General features: G+C 70.0%; 20 protein-coding genes. 6 read left to right on the forward strand and 14 right to left on the reverse strand.

From position 1 onward, the window contains the following. Nucleotides 1-11: 11 nt before the first annotated feature. Complete coding sequence (gene mazG, locus BM145_RS01565; protein WP_093330393.1) at nt 12-752, forward strand: nucleoside triphosphate pyrophosphohydrolase; 741 nt, start codon at nt 12-14, stop codon at nt 750-752. Here mazG and hflX read toward each other — a convergent pair. Genes hflX through dusB form a run of 7 tightly spaced genes read right to left on the reverse strand, consistent with a single transcriptional unit; the run spans nt 733 to nt 9,777 of the window. Next, entirely contained in the window at nt 733-2,046 is a 1,314-nt protein-coding gene (hflX, locus tag BM145_RS01570; protein WP_093330396.1) for a GTPase HflX, read from the reverse strand. The genes mazG and hflX overlap by 20 nt on opposite strands. After that, nucleotides 2,043-2,615 (reverse strand): RNA chaperone Hfq, encoded by a 573-nt coding sequence (gene hfq / locus BM145_RS01575; protein ID WP_281244338.1) that lies wholly within the window; start codon nt 2,613-2,615, stop codon nt 2,043-2,045. Before hfq ends, hflX begins: the two co-directional genes overlap by 4 nt. Nucleotides 2,616-2,648: 33 nt before the next feature. Further along, complete coding sequence (gene ntrX / locus BM145_RS01580; protein WP_093330401.1) at nt 2,649-4,022, reverse strand: nitrogen assimilation response regulator NtrX; 1,374 nt, start codon at nt 4,020-4,022, stop codon at nt 2,649-2,651. Between the two features lie 4 nt (nt 4,023-4,026). Beyond that, nucleotides 4,027-6,261, reverse strand: a complete 2,235-nt coding sequence (locus BM145_RS01585; protein WP_093330403.1) for a sensor histidine kinase — start codon at nt 6,259-6,261, stop codon at nt 4,027-4,029. A gap of 49 nt (nt 6,262-6,310) precedes the next feature. Beyond that, on the reverse strand, nt 6,311-7,729 hold the full coding sequence (gene ntrC / locus BM145_RS01590) for a nitrogen regulation protein NR(I) (RefSeq protein WP_093330405.1): 1,419 nt from the start codon (nt 7,727-7,729) through the stop codon (nt 6,311-6,313). 1 nt (nt 7,730) lies between these two features. After that, complete coding sequence (locus BM145_RS01595) at nt 7,731-8,786, reverse strand: two-component system sensor histidine kinase NtrB (RefSeq protein ID WP_093330408.1); 1,056 nt, start codon at nt 8,784-8,786, stop codon at nt 7,731-7,733. Continuing rightward, nucleotides 8,773-9,777: a tRNA dihydrouridine synthase DusB gene (gene dusB / locus BM145_RS01600; RefSeq protein ID WP_093330410.1), complete on the reverse strand. Its 1,005-nt coding sequence runs from the start codon at nt 9,775-9,777 to the stop codon at nt 8,773-8,775. The genes BM145_RS01595 and dusB overlap by 14 nt, the downstream gene beginning before the upstream one ends. A gap of 85 nt (nt 9,778-9,862) precedes the next feature. Between dusB and BM145_RS01605 the strand changes: the two genes are divergently transcribed. The 3 genes from BM145_RS01605 to BM145_RS01615 are packed head-to-tail and all read left to right on the forward strand — an operon-like array spanning nt 9,863 to nt 12,035. After that, nucleotides 9,863-10,999, forward strand: coding sequence for a bifunctional 2-C-methyl-D-erythritol 4-phosphate cytidylyltransferase/2-C-methyl-D-erythritol 2,4-cyclodiphosphate synthase (locus BM145_RS01605; RefSeq protein ID WP_177200047.1), 1,137 nt, complete (start codon nt 9,863-9,865; stop codon nt 10,997-10,999). Then, nucleotides 10,996-11,520: a hypothetical protein gene (locus tag BM145_RS01610; protein ID WP_093330415.1), complete on the forward strand. Its 525-nt coding sequence runs from the start codon at nt 10,996-10,998 to the stop codon at nt 11,518-11,520. Before BM145_RS01605 ends, BM145_RS01610 begins: the two co-directional genes overlap by 4 nt. 2 nt (nt 11,521-11,522) lie before the next feature. Beyond that, a complete protein-coding gene (locus tag BM145_RS01615) occupies nt 11,523-12,035 on the forward strand; it encodes a CinA family protein (RefSeq protein ID WP_093330418.1) in 513 nt (170 codons plus the stop codon). Here BM145_RS01615 and BM145_RS01620 read toward each other — a convergent pair. From BM145_RS01620 to aspS, 4 genes are all read right to left on the reverse strand, one after another. Beyond that, a complete protein-coding gene (locus tag BM145_RS01620; protein ID WP_093330421.1) occupies nt 11,984-12,454 on the reverse strand; it encodes a type II toxin-antitoxin system RatA family toxin in 471 nt (156 codons plus the stop codon). The genes BM145_RS01615 and BM145_RS01620 overlap by 52 nt on opposite strands. Beyond that, nucleotides 12,454-13,371 carry a lipoyl synthase gene (lipA, locus tag BM145_RS01625; protein ID WP_093330424.1) on the reverse strand — a complete coding sequence of 306 codons (918 nt, stop codon included), beginning with the start codon at nt 13,369-13,371 and terminating at the stop codon, nt 12,454-12,456. Before lipA ends, BM145_RS01620 begins: the two co-directional genes overlap by 1 nt. 31 nt (nt 13,372-13,402) lie before the next feature. Further along, nucleotides 13,403-14,791 (reverse strand): APC family permease, encoded by a 1,389-nt coding sequence (locus BM145_RS01630; RefSeq protein ID WP_093330427.1) that lies wholly within the window; start codon nt 14,789-14,791, stop codon nt 13,403-13,405. Nucleotides 14,792-14,960: 169 nt separating this feature from the next. Continuing rightward, nucleotides 14,961-16,781 carry an aspartate--tRNA ligase gene (gene aspS / locus BM145_RS01635; protein WP_093330430.1) on the reverse strand — a complete coding sequence of 607 codons (1,821 nt, stop codon included), beginning with the start codon at nt 16,779-16,781 and terminating at the stop codon, nt 14,961-14,963. A gap of 74 nt (nt 16,782-16,855) precedes the next feature. Here aspS and rnd point away from each other — a divergent pair, with 74 nt between their 5' ends. After that, nucleotides 16,856-18,031 carry a ribonuclease D gene (gene rnd, locus BM145_RS01640; protein ID WP_093330835.1) on the forward strand — a complete coding sequence of 392 codons (1,176 nt, stop codon included), beginning with the start codon at nt 16,856-16,858 and terminating at the stop codon, nt 18,029-18,031. Continuing rightward, the gene (locus BM145_RS01645) at nt 18,028-18,312 is read left to right on the forward strand and encodes an I78 family peptidase inhibitor (RefSeq protein ID WP_093330432.1); all 285 of its coding nucleotides are present in this window, start codon (nt 18,028-18,030) and stop codon (nt 18,310-18,312) included. The genes rnd and BM145_RS01645 overlap by 4 nt, the downstream gene beginning before the upstream one ends. Here the strand turns inward: BM145_RS01645 and BM145_RS01650 are convergent, their stop codons facing one another. From BM145_RS01650 to BM145_RS01660, 3 genes are all read right to left on the reverse strand, one after another. Next, nucleotides 18,313-18,990: an acyl-CoA dehydrogenase family protein gene (locus BM145_RS01650; RefSeq protein ID WP_093330435.1), complete on the reverse strand. Its 678-nt coding sequence runs from the start codon at nt 18,988-18,990 to the stop codon at nt 18,313-18,315. It abuts the gene before it with no gap. A 91-nt stretch (nt 18,991-19,081) separates the two neighbouring features. Then, entirely contained in the window at nt 19,082-21,727 is a 2,646-nt protein-coding gene (alaS, locus tag BM145_RS01655) for an alanine--tRNA ligase (RefSeq protein WP_093330437.1), read from the reverse strand. 185 nt (nt 21,728-21,912) lie between these two features. Next, nucleotides 21,913-23,166, reverse strand: coding sequence for a M24 family metallopeptidase (locus BM145_RS01660; protein WP_093330440.1), 1,254 nt, complete (start codon nt 23,164-23,166; stop codon nt 21,913-21,915). Nucleotides 23,167-23,227 lie beyond the last annotated feature (61 nt).

A 23,227-nucleotide genomic window follows, 5' to 3' on the forward strand; every position in this document is an offset into this window, starting at 1 on the left:
TTTACAGTTACATGACTGATGTTTCCCCTCTCGACCGTCTCCGATCGGTCATGGTGCGGCTGCGCGACCCGCATGGCGGTTGCGAGTGGGATCGTGCGCAGACCTGGGCGACGATCGCCCCGTACACGATCGAGGAAGCATACGAGGTCGCCGACGCGATCGCGCGCCACGACAGCGACGACGTTCGCGACGAACTCGGCGACCTGCTGCTCCAGGTCGTGTTCCATAGCCGTATCGCCGAGGAAGCCGGCCTGTTCGACTTCGACGCCGTCGCCGCCGCAATCGCCGACAAGATGGAGCGTCGTCACCCGCACATTTTCGGCGACGCACCCGCCAAGGTCGGCTGGGAGGAACTGAAGGCGCAGGAACGCGGGCACCGGCACGCCTTGGCGGGCGTCGCCCTGGCGTTGCCGGCGTTGCAGCGCGCCGACAAGATCCAGCGCCGCGCCGCGCGCGTCGGCTTCGATTGGCCCGACGCCGCCGGACCCCGCGCCAAGATCGACGAGGAACTCGCCGAGGTGGCAGCGGCCGGCGACGACAGCCGCGCCGACGAGATCGGCGACCTGTTGTTCAGCGTCGTCAACTGGTCCCGCCACCTCGGCATCGATCCCGAACAGGCGTTGCGCGCCTCGACGGCGAAGTTCGAGCGCCGCTTCGCCGCGATGGAACAGGCTGCGGGTCCGGATTTCGCCGGCCTCGACCTCGACGCGAAGGAGACGTTGTGGAGCGAGGCTAAGCGAAGCGTCGGGTAAAGCGGGCGTGATCCCCCTCGCCCATCCGCACGGCGAAGATGGTGGTCTCGCCCTCGCTATGCTGGTCGAGCACTTCGCCATGCGCGTGCAGCCACGCCGCGGCGGCGCCGTCGGTGGCCGGCACGGCGATCTCGTAGCGGCGGTGCCCCGCGGTCAGTCGTGCGGCAACCGTGTCCACCAGCGCGTCGACACCCTCCCCGGTCAGCGCGGAGATCGCCATCACGTCGTCGCGCCGCGCTGCCTCGGGCGACAGCGACTGGCGCCGCTCGTCGTCCAGCAGGTCGAGCTTGTTCCACGCCTCGAAACGCGGCGTCGCCGGATCGACGCCGATCTCGTCGAGCACTGCCTCCACATCGGCGCGCTGCGCCTCCGTATCGGGATGCGCGACGTCGCGGACGTGGATCAGCAGGTCGGCCGATACCACTTCCTCCAGCGTCGCCTTGAACGCGGCGACGAGCTGCGTCGGCAGGTCGGAAACGAAGCCAACGGTGTCGGACAGGATCGCCTTGTCCAGCCCCGGCAGCGAGATCTGGCGCAGCGTCGGGTCGAGCGTCGCGAACAGCAGATCCTCCGCCATCACCGCGGAGCCGGTCAGTCGGTTGAACAGCGTCGACTTGCCGGCATTGGTGTAGCCGACCAGCGCGATCACCGGCCAGGGTGCGCGCTGCCGCCGTTCGCGGTGCAGGCCGCGGGTGCGGCTGACCTGGTCCAGCTCGCGCCGCAGCCGCGCCATGCGATCGCGGATCAGCCGGCGGTCGGCCTCGATCTGCGTCTCGCCGGGACCGCCCAGGAAGCCGAAGCCGCCGCGCTGCCGCTCCAGATGGGTCCAGCTGCGCACCAGCCGCCCGGCCTGATAGTCGAGGTGCGCGAGTTCGACCTGTAATCGCCCCTCCGCCGTGGCGGCGCGCTCGCCGAAGATCTCCAGGATCAGGCCGGTGCGATCGATCACCTTGGCGCCCAGCCCCGTCTCCAGGTTGCGCTGCTGCACCGGCGTCAGCGCGGCGTCGACGACGACCAGCCTCGCCTCCTCCATCACGATCCGCTGCGCCAGCTCCTCGACCTGGCCGCTGCCGATCAGCGTCGCCGGCCGCGGCTGGCGGACGCGGAGCGCAACACGCTCAACGACGTCCAGCCCGATCGCCATCGCCAGCCCCGCGCTCTCGTCGAGCCGCGCCTCCGCGTCGCGCGACGAGTCGCCACGGTCGGGCAACAGCACGATCGTGCGGGCCCCGCGCGCGAACTCGTCACGATCGCGGTCGAACCCCGCCCCGCTGCTGCCGGAAACCGCGCTCAATCCGCGTCCGCCTGCTCGTCGGAGAGGTTGAGCGGACCAGCCGGCTGGATGGTGGACACCGCGTGTTTGTAGACGAGCTGCACCATGCCTTCGCGGTGAAGCAGCATGCAGAACAGGTCGAACCCGGCGATTTGGCCCTGCAGCATGACGCCGTTGATGAGGAACATCGTCACGCTGTCCTCCGACTTGCGGACGGCGTTCAAGAACAGTTCCTGGAGCAGCGGCGACTTGCGCTGGTTCTCGCCCACCGCCTCGACCAGCGGCGCGACGTCGAACTGGCCACCGGGCATGATGGTGGAGATGGCGTGCTTGTAGATCAGCTGGGACTGGCCATCGCGGCGGAGCAGCACGGAAAAATTATCAAACCAGGTGACGATGCCCTGGAGCTTGACGCCCTTGACCAGGAACATGGTCACCGGCGTCTTGGAGCGGCGGAGCGCGTTGAGGAACAGGTCCTGGAGCGATGCCTGCTTGTCGGCCATTTCAGCCCTTTCTTTCTTGGCGGATCGCGATCCGCGACTGCGCCGTTGCCCGGCGTCGGAAAAACCGTCCGAGGACGGCGGCGGGATCGTAGCGCTCCCGCCCCACCCCCGTCCAGCGGGTCAATCCTCGCGCGTGTCGCTGATGCCGAGGAGTTTCAATTTACGATGCAACGCCGAGCGTTCCATGCCGATGAAACTCGCGGTGCGCGAAATGTTGCCGGAGAAGCGGCGGATCTGGACGCGTAGATACTCGCGCTCGAACGTCTCGCGTGCCTCGCGCAAGGGCGCGCCCATGATCGTCGTCGATCCCCGCTCACCGCCCGCGTCGGTGCCCATCACCTCGGCGGGCAGCAGGTCGAGTTCGATCCGGCCGATCCGGTCGCCGGGCGCCAAGATCACCGTCCGTTCGACGACGTTGCGCAGCTGGCGGACGTTGCCCGGCCATTCATAGGATTGCAGCGCCACCATCGCGTCGGCGGCGATCTCCGGCGTCGGCACCCGCCGCTCGCGGGCGTAATGCGCCAGGAAATGGAGGACGAGCGGCGGGATGTCCTCGCGCCGGTCGGCGAGCGGCGGGATCGGCACGGGGACGACGTTGAGGCGGTAGTATAGGTCCTCGCGGAAGCGCCCGGCGGCGATCTCGTCGGTCAGGTCGCGCGAGGTGGCGGAGACGACGCGCACGTCCACCTTGACCACGCGTGTGCCCCCTACCCGCGTGAAGCTCTGGTCGGTCAGCACCCGCAGAATGCGCGCCTGGGTGGTGATCGGCATGTCGGCGATCTCGTCCAGGAACAGCGTGCCGCCATGTGCCTGTTCGAGCAGGCCGGGCCGGACGAGGTCGCCGCCCTCCTCGATCCCGAACAGCTCCTCCTCGACGCGCTCGGGCGTCATGTTGGCGGCGCTGACGATGACGAAGGGCGCGGCGGCGCGGTTGCTCCAGCCGTGCAGCAGCCGCGCCGCCACCTCCTTGCCCACGCCGGCGGGGCCGACCAGCATCACGCGACTGCCGGTCGCCGCCACCCGCTTCAGCGTCGCGCGCACGCCGTTGATCGCGGCCGAGCTGCCGGTCAGGTCGTTGTCGCGGCCGGACGACTGGCGGAGACTCTCCACCTCGCGCCGCAGTTGCTCGGTCTCGGTCGCGCGGGCCACCATGTGGAGCAGCCGCGACGCCTCGAACGGCTTCTCGATGAAGTCCACCGCCCCTTTGCGGATCGCCGCCACCGCCGTGTCGAGGCTGCCATGGCCGGAAATGACGAGCACCGGGATCGACGGGTCGCGCCGCTTGATCTCGTCCAGCAGTTCCAGGCCGTCGAGCCGCGACCCTTGCAACCACACGTCGAGCAGCGCAAGCGACGGCCGCCGGGCGGCGATCGCCTCCAGCGCGGCGTCGCTGTCGCCGGCCGCACGGGTGTCGTAGCCCTCGTCCTCCAGCACGCCGGCGACCAGTTCGCGGATGTCGAGTTCGTCGTCGACGATAAGGATATCGAGCGGCATCGCGTCAGGTCCGATTGAGAGAGAGGGCGGCGAGATGATCCTCACCGCCGGGTTCGGGAGCGGCCGCCCCCTGGTCGAGCTTGGCCAGCATGGCGGCGTCGAAGGTCATCAGCACGATCGTGCCGCCACCGGGCCGGTCGGCGAAGTCGATCCGGCCGCAATGTTCCTCGACGATCTTCTTGACGATCGCCAGTCCCAGGCCGGTGCCCTTGGCCCGCGTCGTCATGTACGGCTCGACAATGCGGTCGCGTGCGGCGGGCAGGCCGACGCCGTCGTCGGATACCGTCACCTCGACGATGCCGTCTCGCTCGGTCAGGGTCAGCGTGATCTCGCCACCGCCGCCGCCCCGGCCCTCGATCGCCTCCACCGCATTCTTGACGATGTTGGTGAGCGCCTGGCCGATCTGGCGGCGATCGCACACCAGGGTCGGCGGCGGATCGTCGTGAACCAGCGCGAAGCGGATCGCGGGATGGGCGACCTCGTGCAGGAACATGACCTGATGTGCCGCGTCGATCAGCGATTCCTCGCGGAACACGGGCTTCGGCATCCGCGCGAAGGAGGAGAACTCGTCCACCATTCGCCGCAGATCGCCGACCTGGCGGATGATCGTCTCGGTCAGCCGCGCGAAGGTGGGATCGTCGGCATCGACCTTGCCGCCGTAGCGACGCTGAAGCCGCTCGGCCGCCAGCTGGATGGGGGTGAGCGGGTTCTTGATCTCGTGGGCGATGCGACGCGCCACGTCGGACCAGGCGGCGCGGCGCTGGTCGACCAGCTGCTGCGTGACGTCGTCGAAGGTCAGGATCGGCCCGCGGTCGATATCGGCTAGGCGGACGGCCAGCGTTCGGGCGCCGGCCCCCTCGCCCACCTGCACCACGGCCTCCCGCGCGCCCGTGTTCACCAGCGAGTCGAGCTCCGGCGCCACGTCGGCGAGCGAGCGGCCGACGACACCGTCGGCATCGGTATCGAGCAGCCGCACGGCGGAGGCGTTGGCGATGCTGATCGTCCGGTCGGGACGGGTCGCGACCACACCCGCGGAGATGCCCGCGAGCACCGCCTCGATCAGCGTGCGGCGGCTTTCCAGCTGGTCGTTGGCCGCGCGCAGCTCGCCGTTCTGCGCCTCGATCCGCCCCGTCATCTGGTTGAAGGCGGCGGCGAGCGTGCCGACCTCGTCCCGTTCCCGTCGCTCCGGCACCCGCGCCGACAGGTCGCCGGTGGCGACGCGGCGGGCGGCGTCCACGAGTTCGCCGACCGGGTGAACCAGTCGGTCGGCGACCTTGAGCGCGATCCACACCGCGATGCCGACGATTAACAGCGAGATGACGAGCAGCGCGGCGTTGAATTGAAGCTGGAGCGAGCGTGCTTCCTCCAGCAACGCCCGGTAGTTGGCGAGCGCCGTCTCCGCCCGCGCCGTCCGCTGCTGCAACTCGTTGGGTTCGGTGATCCGGCCTGTGTACAAGAGGAAACCGGGCATTCCGGGGATGGCCGTCACCGTCTGGATGCGATTGGTCTTGAGGTTGACGACGCTGCGCTGCCCCTGCCGCAACGAGGCGACCATCTCCGCGTTCAGCTGGGCCGGCATGTCGATGTTGTAGGGATTGACCTCCACCACGGTGCGAATGCGGTTATCGGGCGAGACCGCGAAGACGGCTCCCTCGCTGAGGCTGCGCAGGAACAGCTGCGTGCCGACATACTGGTAGAGCGCCTGCCTGCTGGGCGAACCCTGAAGCTCGCTGCCGATATCGGCGGCCATCGTCACCGTGGCCTCCTCCCACCAGCTCAGCGTCTGTTTGAACGACTGCCGCGTCAGCTCGGTCGCGTTCTCGAACACGCCGCGCGCCCGATCCGAGTACCAGAACTGCACGCCGTACTGGAACAGCAGCGACGCGAAGATGGTGACGAGCAGCATCGGCACCGCCGCCACGACCGAGAACAGCGCGACGAGGCGGACGTGGAGACGCCCCTCGCCCCCGATCGGCGATCGGGCGGCACGGCGCCGCGCCACGCGCCGGCCGAACAGCACCAGCAGCGCGATGCCGGGGACCAGGTTGGCGATCAGGATCGACGCGACCAGCGCCGGCTCGATCAGCCGCTGCGATTCGCCCGAACTGGACAGGATGAAGTAGCTGCCGATCGCGACGGCGACCGCGATGGCGAGGACGAGCAGCTCGACCGCGGGCGTCACCGACCACCGCCGGCGCGACGTCTCTCCGATTTCCAACGAGGTCGCGACTGCGATCATCGCGATCGCTCTACATGCTCCACCGTTGCATGAAAACCACAATTTAGGTTCATTCGGTGCCCAAAACGATGCCGAGCTGATCCAGCCGCTTGCGCAGCGTGTTGCGGTTGAGGCCGAGGGCACGGGCCGTACGGAGCTGGTTGTGGCCGTGGCGCGCGAGCATGATCTCGATCAACGGACGCTCCACCTCTGCGATGACGTGGTCGTAGAGCGATCCGTCTTCCAACGCGGCCGGCCGTTCGCGGGCGAGCCGCTCGACGATCTGCCGCACCGCGTCCCCCACCGTCGCGCCCGCCTGCGTATCGGTGGCGAGCGAGCGGCGACCACCGAGCGAGGCGTGGACGGCGGCCGCGTCGATCACCTCGTCGCGGGCGAGCACGGCCAGGCGGCGGACCAGATTCTCCAACTCGCGGACGTTGCCGGGCCAATCGTGCGCGAGGAGCGCGGCCAGCGCGTCATCCGACAGCGTCCGCCGGGGCAGCCCCTCGATCGCCGCGGCGTCGAGGAAATGGCGGGCGAGCAGGCCGATATCGTCGCCGCGCTCGCGCAGCGGTGGCAGTGCGACGGGCACAACGGCGAGGCGATAAAACAGGTCCTCGCGGAACTGCCCGATCGCGACCAGAGCAGCCAGATCGCGGTGCGAGGCGGCGACGATGCGAACGTCGGTGCGGATGGTGCGGGCGCCGCCCACCGTGGTGAACTCGCCGGTCTGGAGCACGCGCAGCAGCCGCGTCTGCGCTTCCAGCGGCATGTCGCCGATCTCGTCCAGGAACAGCGTGCCGCCGTTCGCCTGCTCGAACCGCCCGGCGTGGCGCTGCGCGGCGCCGGTGAAGGCGCCCCGCTCGTGCCCGAACAGCTCCGCCTCGATCAGCTCGCGCGGGATCGCGGCCATGTTGATGGCGACGAACGGCCCGCCCACGCGGCGACCCAGATCGTGGATGGCGCGCGCGACCAGTTCCTTGCCCGTGCCGGATTCACCCGCGACCAGCACCGTCAGGTCGGTGGCGACGACGCGCGCGATGGTGCGGTACACCTCCTGCATCGCCGGCGAGCGGCCGATCAGCGGTAGCGCCGCGTCCTCCGGCTCGGTCGCGTCGGCGGCGGCCGGCCCGCGCATCAGCGCCCCCGCGACCGCGCGGGCCAAGGCGTCCAGGTCGAAGGGTTTGGGCAGATATTCGTACGCGCCCAGTTCGGCCGCGCGCACGGCGGTGGTCAGCGTGTTGCGCGCCGAGACCACGATCACCGGCAGCTCGGGATGGCGCGCGCGCAGGTCGCGCATCGCGTCGATGCCGTCGCCGTCGGGCAGCACCACGTCGGTCACGATCAGGTCGGGCAGGCCGGCCGCAGTCAGGCGGCGGAACTGCGCCAGGTCGGGCGCCACCGTCACCTCGTCGCCGCCGCGGCGCAGCGCCTGTGCCACCACGGTGCGGACGGCGGCGTCATCGTCGACGAACAGGATGCGGCTCATCTCAGCCCCTCGGCAGCAGCAGGCGGAACACGGTGGCGCGCGGCTCGCCCTCGCGCGCGTATTGGACGATACCGCCCATGTCGCGCACCAGCTTGCCGACCAGCGCCAAGCCCAGACCCCTGCCCTCCGGCCGGCCGGACACGAACGGGTCGAACAGGTGCTGGGCGATGTCGTCGGGCGCGCCGGGTCCGTTGTCGATCACCGCGATCTCGATCGGCAGTGCGACGCGCGGCTGCCCCGGCGCCGCCGCGCGGGTGATGCCGTGACGATAGGCGGTGGCGATGGTGAGGCGCGGTTCCGCCACGGTGGCGACCGCCTCCCGCGCGTTCTTGAGCAGGTTGATGAGGATCTGCAGCAGCGCGTCGCGATTGACGGTGGCGGGCGGCAGCGAGGGATCGAACCGCTCCTCAATGCGCAGCCCTTGCGCGAAGCCCGCCTCCGCCAGCGTCCGCGCGTGACCGATCAGCGGATAGATGTTCTCAGCGACGCATTGCAGCGGCCGGTGATCGGCGAACGCCTCCATCCGGTCGATCAGCGCCGCGACCCGGTCGACCTCCGTCACGATCAGCGTGGTGAGTTCGTGGGGCCCGAGCAGCTGCGCGGCGCCGCGGATGCCGGACAGCGGGTTCTTGATCTCGTGCGCCAGCATCGCCGCCGCACCCGCCGCCGCGCGCTCGCCGGCGCTGTGGTCGCTGCGCCCGATCGTTCGCGCCCCCGGTACGCCGTGCAGCGTGACGATCCGCCAGCCGGGATGATCGGGCAGCGCGCGTTCGGACAGGTCAACCTGAATGCTGCGGCCCTTGGAGGTCGTGATCTCCGCGTCGTACACCGCCCGATTGCCGGGATCGCCCGCGGCATCGCTGTCGGGCGGCGACAATACGCTGGCTAGCGGTCGGCCGATCATCGCCCTTTCCGACAGGTTCAGCATCTCCTCCGCTGCGGCGTTGGCGTGGGCGATGACGCTGTCCGGCGACACCACGATCGCGGCCACGGGCAGCGCCGCGAACAGGTCGGCGAAGCCGGGCCGGTCGCGCGGCGTCGCGTCAGGCGGCGGCAAGCTGCCGCCAGGGGGCGTAGAAGTCGGCGAGCATCGCCTTGACGCGGGCCGCGTCGAGCTCTTGGTTCACCGCGTTGCGGAACTCGGCCGATCCGGGCAGCCCCTTGGTGTACCAGCCGATATGCTTGCGCGCCATGTTGACGCCGGTGAAGGTGCCGTAATGTTCCAGCATCGCGTCGTAGTGGTCGACGATGACGCGGTACTGTTCGTCCAGGTCGGGATCGGGCCGCGCCGCGCCGCCGCTCAGCGCCGCCATAACCTGGCCGAGCAGCCAGGGACGGCCATAGGCGCCGCGGCCGATCATCACGCCGTCCGCACCCGACTGGTCCAGCGCCGCCTCGGCATCGGCGACCGAGTTGATGTCGCCGTTGACGATCACCGGGATCGACACCGCCTGCTTCACCCCGGCGACGAAGCGCCAATCGGCCTGGCCCTTGTACATCTGGTTGCGGGTGCGGCCGTGGACGGTGACCATCTTGACGCCGAGATCCTCGGCGATGCGCGCGAGTTCGGGGGCGTTGAGGCTGTCGTGGCACCAGCCCATCCGCATCTTGAGCGTGACCGGCACGGACACCGCCTTGACGATCGCGTCGACCAGCGAGGCGGCGAGCTTCAGGTCGCGCATCAGGGCGGAGCCGGCGTCGCCGTTGGTCACCTTGCGGACGGGACAGCCCATGTTGATGTCGATGATCGCGGCGCCGCGCTCCTCCGCGAGCTTGGCCGCCTCCGCCATCTCGTACGGCGTACAGCCGACCAGCTGCATCGACACCGGCTCCTCCGACAGGTGCCAGGCCGCCTTCTGGAGCGACTGGCGCGTCTCACGGATCGCGGCCTGGCTGGCGATCATCTCGGTGACGTTGAGGCCCGAGCCGTAGCGGCGCACGAGCGTGCGGAACGGCATGTCGGTGACGCCGGTCATCGGCGCGAGGACGACCGGGCAGTCGATGCGGACGGGGCCGATCTGAATCGGCTTCAAGGGAGAACGCGTCATTGACGAAGTGCCTGAAATTTAGGCAGCCTCTACCACCCCCGACGCTCCACTGGCAAGGCGGGCAGCGCTCCGCTACGCCGCTGTGATGAGCGAAGGACGAACGGTGGCGCTGCTGGTGGCGGCAGGCAGCGGAACGCGCGTCGGCGGTCGCGTGCCCAAGCAGTTCGCGCTGCTGGCCGGTCGCCCGATGATCGCCCACGCTTATGATGCACTGGTCGCGCATCCGGCGATCGACGAAGTGCTGGTGGTGATCGGCGCGGGCCAGGAGGACATGGCGCGCGACGCGCTGGGAACAGTACGGACCGTGACCGGTGGCGCGACGCGGCGCGAGTCGGTGGCGCGCGGGCTGGCCGCGGCGGGCGAGGCCGAGCGGGTGTTGGTGCACGACGCGGCACGGCCTTTCCTGCCGGCCGAGGTGATCGACCGAGTGTTGGCGGCGCTCGACGAAGCCGATGCGGCGATCCCGGTGCGGGCAGTTGCCGACACGCTGGTCGACGATGGCGGCGGCGTGGTGCCGCGCGCAGGGCTGCACCGGGTGCAAACGCCGCAGGGCTTTCGCCGCCGCGCGCTGGTGGAGGCGCACGCGGCCTGGCCGGCGGATGAAGAGGCGACCGACGACGCGCAGATGGTGCGGCGGCTTGGCGGAACGGTCGTTCTGGTGCAGGGCGACACGATGCTCGACAAGGTCACCTACCCCGAGGACATCGCCGCCGCCGAGGCGCGGGTCGCCTGGGAGACGCGCAGCGCGTCCGGCTTCGACGTCCACCGGCTGGAGGATGGCGAGGAATTGTGGCTGGGCGGCGTGCTGATCCCGCACCATCAGGGATTGTCGGGGCACAGCGACGCCGACGTGGCGCTGCACGCGCTGACCGATGCGCTGCTCGGTACGATCGCGGCGGGCGATATCGGCACGCATTTCCCGCCGACCGACCCGCAGTGGCGGGGAGCGGCGTCCGATCAGTTCCTGGCGCATGCCGCCTCGCTGATCCGGGCACGCGGCGGGCGGATCGACTTCATCGACCTGACGATCATCTGCGAGGCGCCCAAGATCGGGCCGCATCGCGCGGCGATGGTGGAACGGATCGCGGCCATCCTCGAGATCGTGCCGGATCGCGTCAGCTTGAAAGCGACGACGACCGAGCGGCTGGGCTTTACCGGCCGGGGCGAAGGGATCGCCGCGCAGGCGATGGCGACCGTTAGCCTGCCGGGGCAGCCGCGATGAAGCGGGTCACCGCCTTGCTGGCCGCCGCGGCCCTGCTCGCGTCGCCCGCCGTCGCGCAGCCGCGGCCCTGCCTGACCGCCCTGGAGGCCGAGTCGCTCGCGCTGGTCGCGCTGCCCGAGATAATCACCCAGACGGGGCAGGTCTGCGCCGCGCGCCTGCCGGCGGCGAGTCTGATCCGACGGCGGCAAGGGCCGCTGGTCGCCAAATATCAGGCGGCGGCCGACGCCGCCTGGCCGGCGGCGCAGGGGGCGATCGCGAAGCTGAGCAATCCCGCCGCGACGCTGCTGCTGCAATCGGACTATGCGCGGCCGGTGCTCACCAGCCTCATCACGCCGCTGATCGTCGGGCGGATCGCGCTGGCAGACTGCGGGACGATCGACCGGCTGGTGACGCTGCTCGAACCGCTGCCGCCGCGCAATACCGCCGGGGTGATCGTCACCGTGCTCCAGTATCTGAAGGCCGATCGCGCGCGCGGCGGCCGTTCCGACGCGCCCGACCTGCCGCTGTGCCCGGCGCCTTGAGCATGGACACGCTGCTTCCCCCCGATCTGGTCGCCGCCGCCACGCGCGTGGTGGAGGCCAATCGCGCCGCCGGGCGCACCGTGGCGCTGGCCGAGAGCTGCACCGGCGGTCTCGTCGCGGCCGCGCTGACCGAGGTGCCGGGATCGTCGGAGGTGCTGCTCGCCTCCATCGTCACCTACTCGGACGAGGCGAAACAGGCGCTGTTGAAGGTCGCCGGCGACGTGCTGGAGACGTTCGGCGCGGTGTCGATCGCCACCGCCTGGGCGATGGCGTGCGGCGCGCTGGAGCGGTCGGGCGCGGACGTGGCGGTGGCGATCACTGGAATCGCGGGGCCGGGCGGCGGATCGGAGAAGAAGCCGGTCGGGACGGTCGTCTTCGCGCGGGCCGAGAAGGGGCACGAGCAGGCCGACGTGCACGCCGATCGCAAGCAGTTCGACAATAACGGCCGGGCCGGGGTCCGGCTTCAGGCGGCGCTGTGCGCGCTCGAACTGCTGATGCCGCCGGCCGCCCCGTAAAGAGCGGCGGCGCGGGTCTCGAACGCGCCGATCATGCGGCGGAGCGCCTGGCCGAACACCTGACCGGCGAGCATCTCGAACACGCGGTTCTTGAAGGCGAAATCGACGGTGAAGTCGACGGCGCAGCCCTCTCCTTCCGGGCGGAACACCCATTCGTTGCGCAGGTGCTTGAGCGGCCCATCGACGTAATCGACGCTGATCCGCTCCGGCCGCTGCTTTTCCACGCGGCTGGTGAAGGTTTCGCGCAGGCCCTTGAAGCCGACGATCATGTCGGCCAGCGTTTCCGTCTCGCCGTCCCGGCGCACGCGCATGGCGGAGACCCAGGGCAGGAACTCGGGATAGCGTTTCACATCGGCGACGAGATCGAACATCTGCTCCGGCGTGTAGGGCAGATGGCGCGTTTCCTGGTGCTTGGGCATCAGGCGCGCGCCAGCTTCGCCTCGCGTGCGGCACGCAGGCGCGCGAAATCCTCGCCGGCGTGGTAGCTGGACCGGGTCAGCGGCGACGAGGCGACGAGGCCGAAGCCCTTGGCGCGGGCGATGCCGGCATAGGCGTCGAACGCCTTGGGGGTGACGAACTCGGCCACCTTGGCGTGGCGCGGCGTGGGCTGGAGATACTGGCCCATGGTCAGGAAATCGATGTCGGCCGAGCGCATGTCGTCCATCACCTGATGAACCTCCAGCCGCTCCTCGCCCAGGCCGAGCATCACGCCGGACTTGGTGAAGATCGACGGATCGTGGCGCTTGACGCTCTCCAGCAGGCGCAACGACGCGTAGTAGCGCGCGCCGGGGCGGATCGTCGGATAGAGCCGCGGCACGGTTTCGAGATTGTGGTTGTAGACGTCCGGGCGCGCCTCGACGATCGACTCGACCGCGGCTTGCGCCTTGTTGCGGAAATCCGGCGTCAGGATCTCGATCGTGGTGGTCGGGTTGGCGGCGCGGATCGCGTGGATGACCTTCACGAACTGCGAGGCGCCGCCGTCGGGCAGGTCGTCGCGGTCGACCGAGGTGACGACGATGTGCTGGAGGCCCATCTGCGCCGCGGCATCGGCGACGTTCTGCGGCTCGCGCGCGTCGACGGCGCGTGGCATGCCGGTCTTCACGTTGCAGAAGGCGCAGGCGCGGGTGCAGGTGTCGCCGAGGATCATGACGGTGGCGTGCTTCTTCGACCAGCATTCGCCGATATTGGGGCAGGCCGCCTCCTCGCACACCGTGGTGAGGCTCTTGGCGCGCATCAGCTCACGCGTGGCGGCGAAGCCGGCGCTGGTCGGCGCCTTGACGCGAATCCAGTCGGGCTTGCGCTCGCGGGCGGGCCGGATCGGGGTCATCTCGTTCATGCCTGCCAGATAGGCGCTGACCGGACGAAAGTCACGCCGTCGGCAGCGTCGCGGTCCAAGTGCCGCGCCGGCGCAGGACGAAATGGTAATAGGCCGCCGAGAGGGCGATCTGCGCCGCCGTCATCAGCAGGCCGGGGCGCCCCTCCTCCAGGTCGAACCAGCTGGTCCAGGCGACGTAGCCGAGCGCGACCAGCGTCACCACGGGCGCGAGCGGATAAAGCGGCATGCGATAGCCGGCGTGCGCGCTCGCGCCCGTGCGGCGCCCGACGATCGCGGCGACGGCGATGCCGGCGTAGATGGCGACGAGGCCGGTGCCGCTCAGCACCAGCAGCAGGGTGAGCGGCAGGAAGCAGCACGCCACCCCGATCCCGCCGACGATCAGCGTGCCGATCCACGGCGAGCCGAGCCGCGGGTGGATCTGCATCATCCAGCGGTCGAGCGGACGCCCCCAAACGTTGTCGCGCGCGGTGCCGTAGAAGAAGCGTGCGCAGGCGAGGATGCAGGCGATCACCGCGTTGACGATCGCGATCACCACGCCGACCGACACCCAGTCGGCGAGCGCGTCGTTCGCCCGGAAGCGGACGAGCAGGCCGAAGGGGTCGCTCGACGTGACCACCGCGTGGAGATCGGGTGCCGCGACCAGCGCGGCGACGGTCGGCACGATCTCGAACAGCAGCGTCAGGACGAGCGAGGCCATGATCGCGCGGGCGATGCGACGGGGCGCATCGAGCATCTCCTCGCCGAAATAGACGGCGGCGCCGTAGCCGTTGAGCGCGAAGATCGCGATCGAGGTGGCGAGGCCGATCGCCGCAGGAGATGCCGGGACGAGGCTCGCCGCGGAGGGCATGACGGGATGGGTCAGGAACTCGCCGACCGGGCGCACGGCATCGGCGACACCGAGACCAACGATCGCGAGCAGGGTGAGAAGCTCGACGGCCAGGAAGAGGCCGGTGATCCAGGCGTTGACGCGGATGCGGAGCAGCGCGACCAGCGTCGCCCCAGCGACCACCGCGACGGCGATCGGAATTTGCGGCAGGCCGGGGTAGATCGATCCGAGCACCGCGCTGATGCCGAGGCCGGCGACGGGCGGGAAGAACAGGTTGTTGAACACGTTGACGCCGAGCATGACGAAGCCCGCCATCGGCCCGAGCGTATGCGCGACCGCGACATACTCGCCCCCCGCCACCGGCCAGGCGGACGACAGTTCGGCATAGACGAAGGCGGTGGCGACGCACACGATGCCGGCGAGCAGCATCGCCCAGACCGCACCGGTGCCCGCGACTTGGAGCATGCCGGGGACGATCACGAACACCGACGAGGCCGGCGTCGCCACCGACAGCGTCAGCAGCAGGACGCCGGTCACGCCCAGGCTACGGAAGAGCGTGGTCGGCGACGCCGGTTGCAGTTGGTCGTCGAGCATGCCGCCCTTCCCTAACGCGGCAGGCGTGTTGGCAGGGTTAATGAGGGGAGTATAATGGCGATTCCCTCCCCTCCGTCATGCCGGGCTCGTCCCGGCATCCAGCGCCACGGGCGACGTACTGCTTGGCCCTGGACCCCGGCTCAAGGCCGGGGTGACCGAATGGGATGGCTCAGCCCGCCGACGGCGCCACGATCCCGTCGACGTCCTTCACCTCGGCCGTGGAGCGGAGGTTGAGTTCCTTCAGCTGCTTGGGGCTGGCGAAGTTGGGCGCGCCCATCATCAGGTCCTCGGCCCGCTGGTTCATCGGGAACAGCACGACCTCGCGGATATTGGGCTCGCCCGCCAGCAGCATGACCATGCGGTCGATGCCCGGCGCCGATCCGCCGTGCGGCGGCGCGCCGAACTTGAAGGCGTTAATCATGCCGGCGAAGTTGGTGTCGACGTCGGCCTGGCTGTAGCCGGCGATCTCGAACGCCTTGTACATGATCTCCGGCCGGTGATTCCGGATCGCGCCCGACGACAGTTCCACGCCGTTGCAGACGATGTCGTACTGATAGGCGAGGATGTCGAGCGGGTTCATCGTCTCCAGCGCCTCCATCTCGCCCTGCGGCATCGAGAAGGGATTGTGGCTGAAGTCGATTTTCTTGTTGTCCTCGTCATACTCGAACATCGGAAAGTCGACGATCCAGCAGAACTCGAAGCGGTTCTGGTCGATCAGTCCTAGGCTCTCGCCGACGCGGGTACGCGCGAGGCCGGCGAGCCTGGCGGCCTGCGCCTCCTTGCCGGCCGCGAAGAACACGCCGTCGTCGGGCCCGAGGCCGAGCGCCTCGGCGAGCCTGGCCATCCCCTCGTCGCCGTGGTTCTTGGCGATCGGGCCACCCCATTCGCCGCCCTTGCGCGTCGCGTAGCCGAGGCCGGCGAAGCCTTCGCCCTGCGCCCAGGCGTTCATGTCGTCGAAGAATTTCCGAGACTTGTCGGCCGTGGACGGCGCGGGGATCGCGCGGACCACGTCGCCCGCCTCCACGATCGAGGCGAAGCGGCCGAAGCCGGAGCCGGTGAAATGCTCGCTGACGTCGGAGATCAGGATCGGGTTGCGCAGGTCTGGCTTGTCGTTGCCGTAGCGGAGCATCGATTCGCGGTAGGGGATGCGCTTGAACGGGAGGGCGGAGACCTGACGGCCCTTGCCCTGCCAGTCGGCGAACTCCTCGAACAGGCCGTGGAGCACCGGCTCGATCGCCTGGAACACGTCTTCCTGGGTGACGAAGCTCATCTCGAAATCGAGCTGGTAGAATTCGCCGGGCGAACGGTCGGCGCGCGCGTCCTCGTCACGGAAGCAGGGCGCGATCTGGAAATAACGGTCGAAGCCGGCCACCATCAGCAACTGCTTGAACATCTGCGGCGCCTGCGGCAGCGCGTAGAACTTGCCCGGATGGACGCGGCTGGGGACGAGATAGTCGCGCGCGCCTTCCGGCGACGAGGCGGTCAGGATCGGCGTCTGGAACTCGGTGAAGCCCTGGCCGATCATGCGCTGGCGGATGCTGGCGATCACCTGGCTACGCAGCATGATGTTGGCGTGCAGCCGCTCGCGCCGCAGATCGAGGAAGCGGTAGCGAAGGCGGATGTCCTCCGGATATTCCGCGTCGCCCGCCACCGGCATCGGCAGTTCCTGCGCAGGGCTCTGGACGACGACCTCGCCCGCGATCAGCTCGATCTCGCCGGTCGGCAGATTGGCGTTGGTCTGCCCCGCCTCGCGCGCCACCACCTCGCCGGTGACGGTCACCACCGTCTCCGCGCGAAGGCCGTCGAGCAGGTCGAGCATCGCGCTGCCCGATTTCGCGACGACCTGGGTGATGCCGTAATGGTCGCGCAGGTCGAGGAACAGCACGCCGCCGTGATCGCGCTTGCGGTGGACCCAGCCCGACAGGCGGGCGGTCTCGCCGACGTTGGCGGCAGTCAGCGCGGCGCAGTTGTGGGTGCGGTAGGCGTGCATGTTTGTCATGCTGCGCGCCCTCCCCTTCCCACCCCCTCTTTGTCAACCCGCGCGGGCTCGTTATGGATGGGCCGATGCATATCCATCCGCTCATCACCGACAGCGCCACGCTCGCCAATCTCTGCAGCCGCCTCGCCGATGCCGACTTCGTCACCGTCGATACCGAGTTCATGCGCGAGAGCACCTATTATCCGGAACTCTGCCTGATCCAGATCGCCGACGTGAACGAGGCGGCGGCGATCGATCCGATGGCACCGGGGATCGACCTCAAGCCGCTGCTCGAACTGTTGGTGGAGAATGAGGATGTGCTGAAGGTCGTCCACGCGGGCGGGCAGGACATCGAGATCGTCTACAACCTAACCGGCAAGACGCCCTACCCGCTGTTCGACACGCAGGTGGCGGCGATGGCGCTGGGGCAGGGTGAGCAGATCGGCTATTCCAACCTGGTCGACAGCTGGCTGGGGATCTCGGTCGACAAGGGCGCACGCTTCACCGACTGGTCCAGGCGCCCGCTCGACGAGCGGCAGATCGAGTATGCGATCGGCGACGTCACCCACCTGGCGGCGATCTTCCCCAAGATGCTGGAGCGACTGCGCAAGACCGGGCGCGGCGCGTGGCTGGACCAGGAAATGGAGCGGCTGGCCGATCCTGCCAACTACGCCAACGATCCCGACCTCGCCTGGAAGCGGGTGCGCGTGTCGGGGCGCAAGCCCGACATGCTCGGCCGATTGAAGGCGATCGCGCGGTGGCGCGAGCTGGAGGCCCAGGGCAAGGACCTGCCGCGTGGCCGCATCGTCAAGGACGAGACGCTGGGCGACCTTGCTGGCAATCCACCGAGGAAGCAGGCCGATCTCGCCAAGGTACGCGGCCTGTCGGCGACCTGGGGCACGAACGATATCGGTGCCCGGCTGATGGCCGCGATCGAGGGCGCGACGCCGCTTTCCGCCGAGGAGCTGCCGCCCCGCGACGATCGCAAGCCGGGGTTGGGCAAGGAGGGCTCGCTGGTCGCCGACCTGCTCAAGCTGCTGCTCAAGATCCGGTCGCGCGACATCGACGTGGCGTCGAAGCTGCTGGCGCGGTCCGACGAGCTGGAGGCCCTGGCGGCGGGAACGCGCAAGGGGCTGCCGATGCTGGAGGGTTGGCGCTATGACCAGTTCGGGCGCGACGCGCTCGATCTGGTCGAGGGGCGGCTCGCCTTCGCGGTGCAAGGCGGCCGATTGACGATGACGCGGACGGAGGAAGTGGCATGAAGCATGTCGTGATCGTGGCGTTGGCGCTGGGCGCCTGCGCGCAGACGCCCGCGCTGGAACCCTTGCCGACGGGCCCGTGCCGCGTCGACCTGGCGCTCAGGATGCGATGGGTCGGTCAGGAGTTCAAGCTGTCGATGCGCGACGACATCCAGCGGGAGGCGAACGCCCGCACCGCGCGCGTGTTGCGGCCGGACGACGCGGCGACGATGGACCTGCGCGAGGATCGACTGAACATCCGCCTGAGCGAGGACGGCAAAATAAACTCGCTCGACTGCGGCTGATCAGTCGCGGACCCATCCCAGGGGCAGCAGACGGTCGGCGAGCGCGCTGGCGGTCCGGTCGTCGCCGTTCCTGAGCGGCGCGAGGACGGCGGTGCAGGCGCGCTGCATGTAGCGATCGATCGCGGTCGGCGTCGGCGCGCGGGCGGCCTGTTCGGCCAGCGCGCGTCCGCGCGCGTCATCGGCATCGGCCTGGAGGCGGAGCAGCGCGGAAAGGCCGGCGAACATGGCACGGTTACCGCCGAGCGCAACCGAGCGGTCGAGCGCGGCCAAGCCGACATTCTTCTGCGCGCCGATGACCCGGCCGACCAGGCGGCCGACCTTGGAAATAATGCCCATGTGCCAGGCGCCGAGCGCGACCTGCGCCTCCGCGTTGCGCGGGAAACGCCCGGCGGCGGCCTCGAACGCGTGCCGCGCGGCGACCGCCTGCGAGCGGTTGCCGCTCAGCTTGGCGCGGTAACCGAGCGCGGTGGCGCCGACCACCACGGCCTCCTGGTCGTCCGGGTTGCGCGCGCTGGCTGCCGCCGTGAGGGCGATGACGCGCTCGATCCGGGCAGCGGCCACCGGCTTGCTGCGATCCTCGAACGCCGCCTGGACGAGCAGGTCGCGCGCCGACTGCGCCTGGGCCGCGACGGGGGCGAGCGCGGCGACAACAGCGAGCGACAGGAACGTTGGACGCAACGATTGCTCCTCAGGCAAGGCCGACGCGATCAGTAACCACGGACGGGCGAGGCGTTCCAGCGAAAAGGCGCGATTTCGGGCACTTGGCCGATCAGCCGGCGAGCACGGCGCGGATCGCGTCGAGCGCCGCCGCCGCCTGGTCGCCGTCGGGGCCACCGCCCTGCGCCATGTCGGGCCGACCGCCCCCGCCCTGCCCGCCGAGCGCCACCACGGCGACGCGCAGCAGGTCCACGGCGTTGCGGCTCGCGACCAGATCGGGGGTGACGCCGACCGCGACGGAGGCACGGCCGTCGTTGACCGCGACGATCGCGGCGACACCGGAGCCGAGACGCTGCCTGGCCTCGTCCACCGCGCCGCGCAGGCCCTTGGCCTCGAAGCCGTCGAGCACTTGGCCGATGAAGGCGGTGCCGTTCACGTCCTCGGGGCCCGCAGGAGCACCGCCCTGCCCACCGCCGAGGCTGAGCGCCTTCTTCGCCTCGGCCAGTTCACGCTCCAGCCGGCGGCGGTCGTCGAGCAGCGCGGCGACGCGGGCGGGCACCTCGTCGGGCGTCGAGCGGAGCGCCGAGGCGGCCTCACGCAGCACGTGATCGCGGTGCGAGAACCAGGCGCGCGCGGCCTCGCCGGTCAGCGCCTCGACGCGGCGGACGCCGGAGGAGACGGCGCCCTCGCCGATGACGGTGAACAGACCGATCTCGCCGAGCGCGCGGACGTGGGTGCCGCCGCATAGCTCCAGCGAGTAGGTGCCGTCGGCATCCTCGCCCATCGACACGACGCGAACCTCGTCGCCGTATTTCTCGCCGAACAGCGCCATGGCGCCCTCCTCGATCGCCTGGTCGGGCGTCATCAGGCGGGTGACGACGGGGCCGTTGCCGCGGACCTGCGCGTTCACGTCCGCCTCCACCCGCGCGATGTCGGCGGGGGTGAGGGCGACCGGCTGCGAGAAGTCGAAGCGAAGCCGGTCGGGGGCGACCAGCGACCCCTTCTGCGCGACATGGGTGCCGAGCCGCTGGCGCAGCGCCTCGTGGAGGAGGTGGGTGGCGGAGTGGTTCGACCGGATCGCGCCGCGACGGTCGAGGTCGATCGCCAGCTTCACCGCATCGCCGACCGTGATCTCGCCCGCCTCGACCTCGCCGTGGTGGACCCAGAGGCGGCCGAGCTGCTTGGTGGTGTCGGTCACCCGGATACGCAGGCCCTGGTCGGTGGTGATCGTGCCGGCGTCGCCGACCTGGCCGCCGCTCTCCGCGTAAAAGGGCGTCTGGTTGACGACGATCGACACCTGTTCGCCCTGCTTGGCCGTTTCGACGCGGGCGCCGTCGCGGACGAGCGCCAGCACCTCGCCCTCGCCGACGTCGTTGGCGTAGCCGAGGAACTCGGTCGAGCCGGACGCCTCGGCGATGTCGAACCAGATCTCGTCGGACGCCTTGGCGCCCGAGCCCTTCCAGGCGGCGCGGGCAGCGCGCTTCTGCTCGGCCATCGCCGTGTCGAAGCCGGCGCGGTCGACGGCGAGGCCCTGCGCGCGGAGCGCGTCCTCGGTCAGGTCGTAGGGGAAGCCGTAGGTGTCGTAGAGCTTGAACGCGGTCTCCCCGGCGAGCGTGCTACCCTGCTCCAACCCGGCGGTCGCCTCGTCGAGCAGCTTCAGGCCGCGGTCGAGGGTGCGGCGGAACTGCGTCTCCTCCTGAGCGAGCGTCGCTTCGATCAGCGGCTGCGCGCGGACCAGTTCCGGGTACGCCGCGCCCATCTCGGCGACGAGCGACGGGACCAGGCGGTGCATCAGCGGCTCGGCCGCGCCCAGGAGGTGCGCGTGGCGCATGGCGCGGCGCATGATGCGGCGGAGCACGTACCCCCTGCCCTCGTTCGCCGGCAGCACGCCGTCGGCGACCAGGAAGCCGGCGGAACGGAGATGGTCGGCGATGACGCGGTGCGACGCTTTGCGGTCGCCCTCCGCCGTCGTGTGGGTCAGCGCCTCCGACGCGGCGATCAGCGCGCGGAAGGTGTCCGTGTCGTAATTGTCGTGGACGCCCTGCATGACGGCGGCGATTCGCTCCAGCCCCATGCCGGTATCGATCGACTTGCGCGGCAGCTCGGAGACGATCTCGCCCGCCGCCTGCTCGTACTGCATGAACACGAGGTTCCAGATCTCGACGAAGCGGTCGCCGTCCTCGTCCGGCGATCCCGGCGGGCCGCCCGGAATATGATCGCCATGGTCGAAGAAGATTTCCGAGCAGGGGCCGCACGGGCCGTCGTCGCCCATCGCCCAGAAATTGTCCTTGGTGGCGATGCGGATGATGCGGTGCTCGGGAAGCCCCGCGACCTTCTGCCACAACGCGAACGCCTCGTCGTCGGTATGGTAGACGGTGGCGGTGAGGCGATCGGGGTCGATGCCCCATTCCTTGGTCAGCAGCGTCCAGGCGTGGTGAATCGCCTGTTCCTTGAAATAATCGCCGAAGGAAAAGTTGCCCAGCATCTCGAAGAAGGTGTGGTGGCGGGCGGTGTAGCCGACATTGTCGAGGTCGTTGTGCTTGCCGCCGGCGCGAACCGATTTCTGCGAGGAGGTGGCGGTCGAGTAGGGCCGCTTCTCCAGGCCGGTGAACACGTTCTTGAACGGCACCATGCCGGCGTTGACGAACATCAGCGTCGGGTCGTTCTGCGGCACCAGCGGCGCGGAGGGCACGATCTGGTGCCCGGCGCGGCCGAAATAGTCGAGGAAGCCGCGGCGAATGTCGTTGGTGCTGGTCATGGCCGCGACCTAACCGACCGCGCGGCGGCCCTCAAGACGACTCGTGGCCGGACGCCGCACCGTCCCGGTGCCCGTCCGGTTCCGCGTTCCCCTGTCGGAGGGCGGCGCAGGCTTGTGGGACAATGGTCCAGTTCGTCATGCCGGATCACGTCCGGGGTGACGGGTGCCGGGGTTGGCGCTCCGCCTCAGACCGGCTCGTCGATCGAGCGGGGCGGGCGGCTGAACCATTCGGGGCCGGTCGGCGTCATGTGGAAACAATCCTCCAGGCGGACGCCGAACCTGCCCGGCAGATAAAGGCCGGGTTCATCGGAGAAGCACATGCCGGCGGCGAGCCGCGTCGTCTCGCCGTGGACGAGGTTGACGGGCTCGTGGCCGTCCATGCCGATGCCGTGGCCGGTGCGGTGCGACAGGCCGGGGAGCTTGTAGCCGGGACCGTAGCCGAGCCGGGCATAGGCGGCGCGGACCGCGTCGTCGACGGCACCCGCGGGCGTGCCGATGCGCGCGGTGCGGAAGGCGAGTTGCTGACCCGCGGCGACGTGGTTCCAGACGGTGCGCTGTTCCTTGTCGGCGCGGCCGTGGACCCAGGTGCGCGACACGTCCGACTGGTAATCCTGCACGGTGCAGCCGCAATCCATGAGAACGACCTGGCCGTCGGCGACGCGGATCACCTCGCGGCTGCCATGGGGGAGCGCGGCGGCGGGGCCGATCAGGGCGAGTGCGAATTCGGGATCGCCGCCGAGCTTGCGCGTCGCGGCGTTCATCAGCGCGCCGATCTGTGCGCCGGTCATGCCCTTCTCGACGCGCGGGTGCGTCCAGCGATAGGCGGCGATCGTCACGTCGGTCGCGAGCCGCATCAGCGCGATCTCGGCCGGGGTCTTGACCATCCGGCAGCCGCGCACGACCGGGTTGGCGGTCACCTGACGCGCGTCGGGTAGCGCGGCGGCGAGGCCCGTGGCGATGAACGAGCGCATCGTCTCCTCGATCCCGAGCGGGCGGCGGTCGAGACGGCGCTCGCGCAGCCAGGCGGCGGCGACCTTCGTGGCGTCCCCATCCTCCTGCCAGACGCGGACCTCCGCGGGCACGGCGAGCGTCTGGCGGACCGAGGGTTCCTCGAAGAAGGGCGTGACGATCAGTGGCTGGCCCTCGGCGGGCAGGATCGCGAGCGTCGGCCGCTCGCTGCGGCTCCAGCGGACGCCGGTGAAGTAGACCATCGACGATCCGGGCTCGATCGCGACGGCGCCGATGCCGTTCGCCTTCATCAGCGCCTGCGCGCGGCCGAGGCGGCGGGCACGCTCGGCGGCGTCGATCGGGCGGGCGGCGCCGGTCATGTCGGCGAGCGCGGACAGGTCCGGCTCGGCGGCACGGACGATGCCGGTGGCGGAGAGCAGCGGCAGCGCGGCGGCGGCCTTGAGGAGCGAGCGGCGGGTGGATGCGTGCATGATCGGCGGGTGTGACCGCTTGACGGACGCGCCACAATCCCCTTCCGTCGCGCGCATCAAT

The organism is Sphingomonas rubra (assembly GCF_900115745.1).
Classification (GTDB): Bacteria; Pseudomonadota; Alphaproteobacteria; order Sphingomonadales; family Sphingomonadaceae; genus Sphingomonas; species Sphingomonas rubra.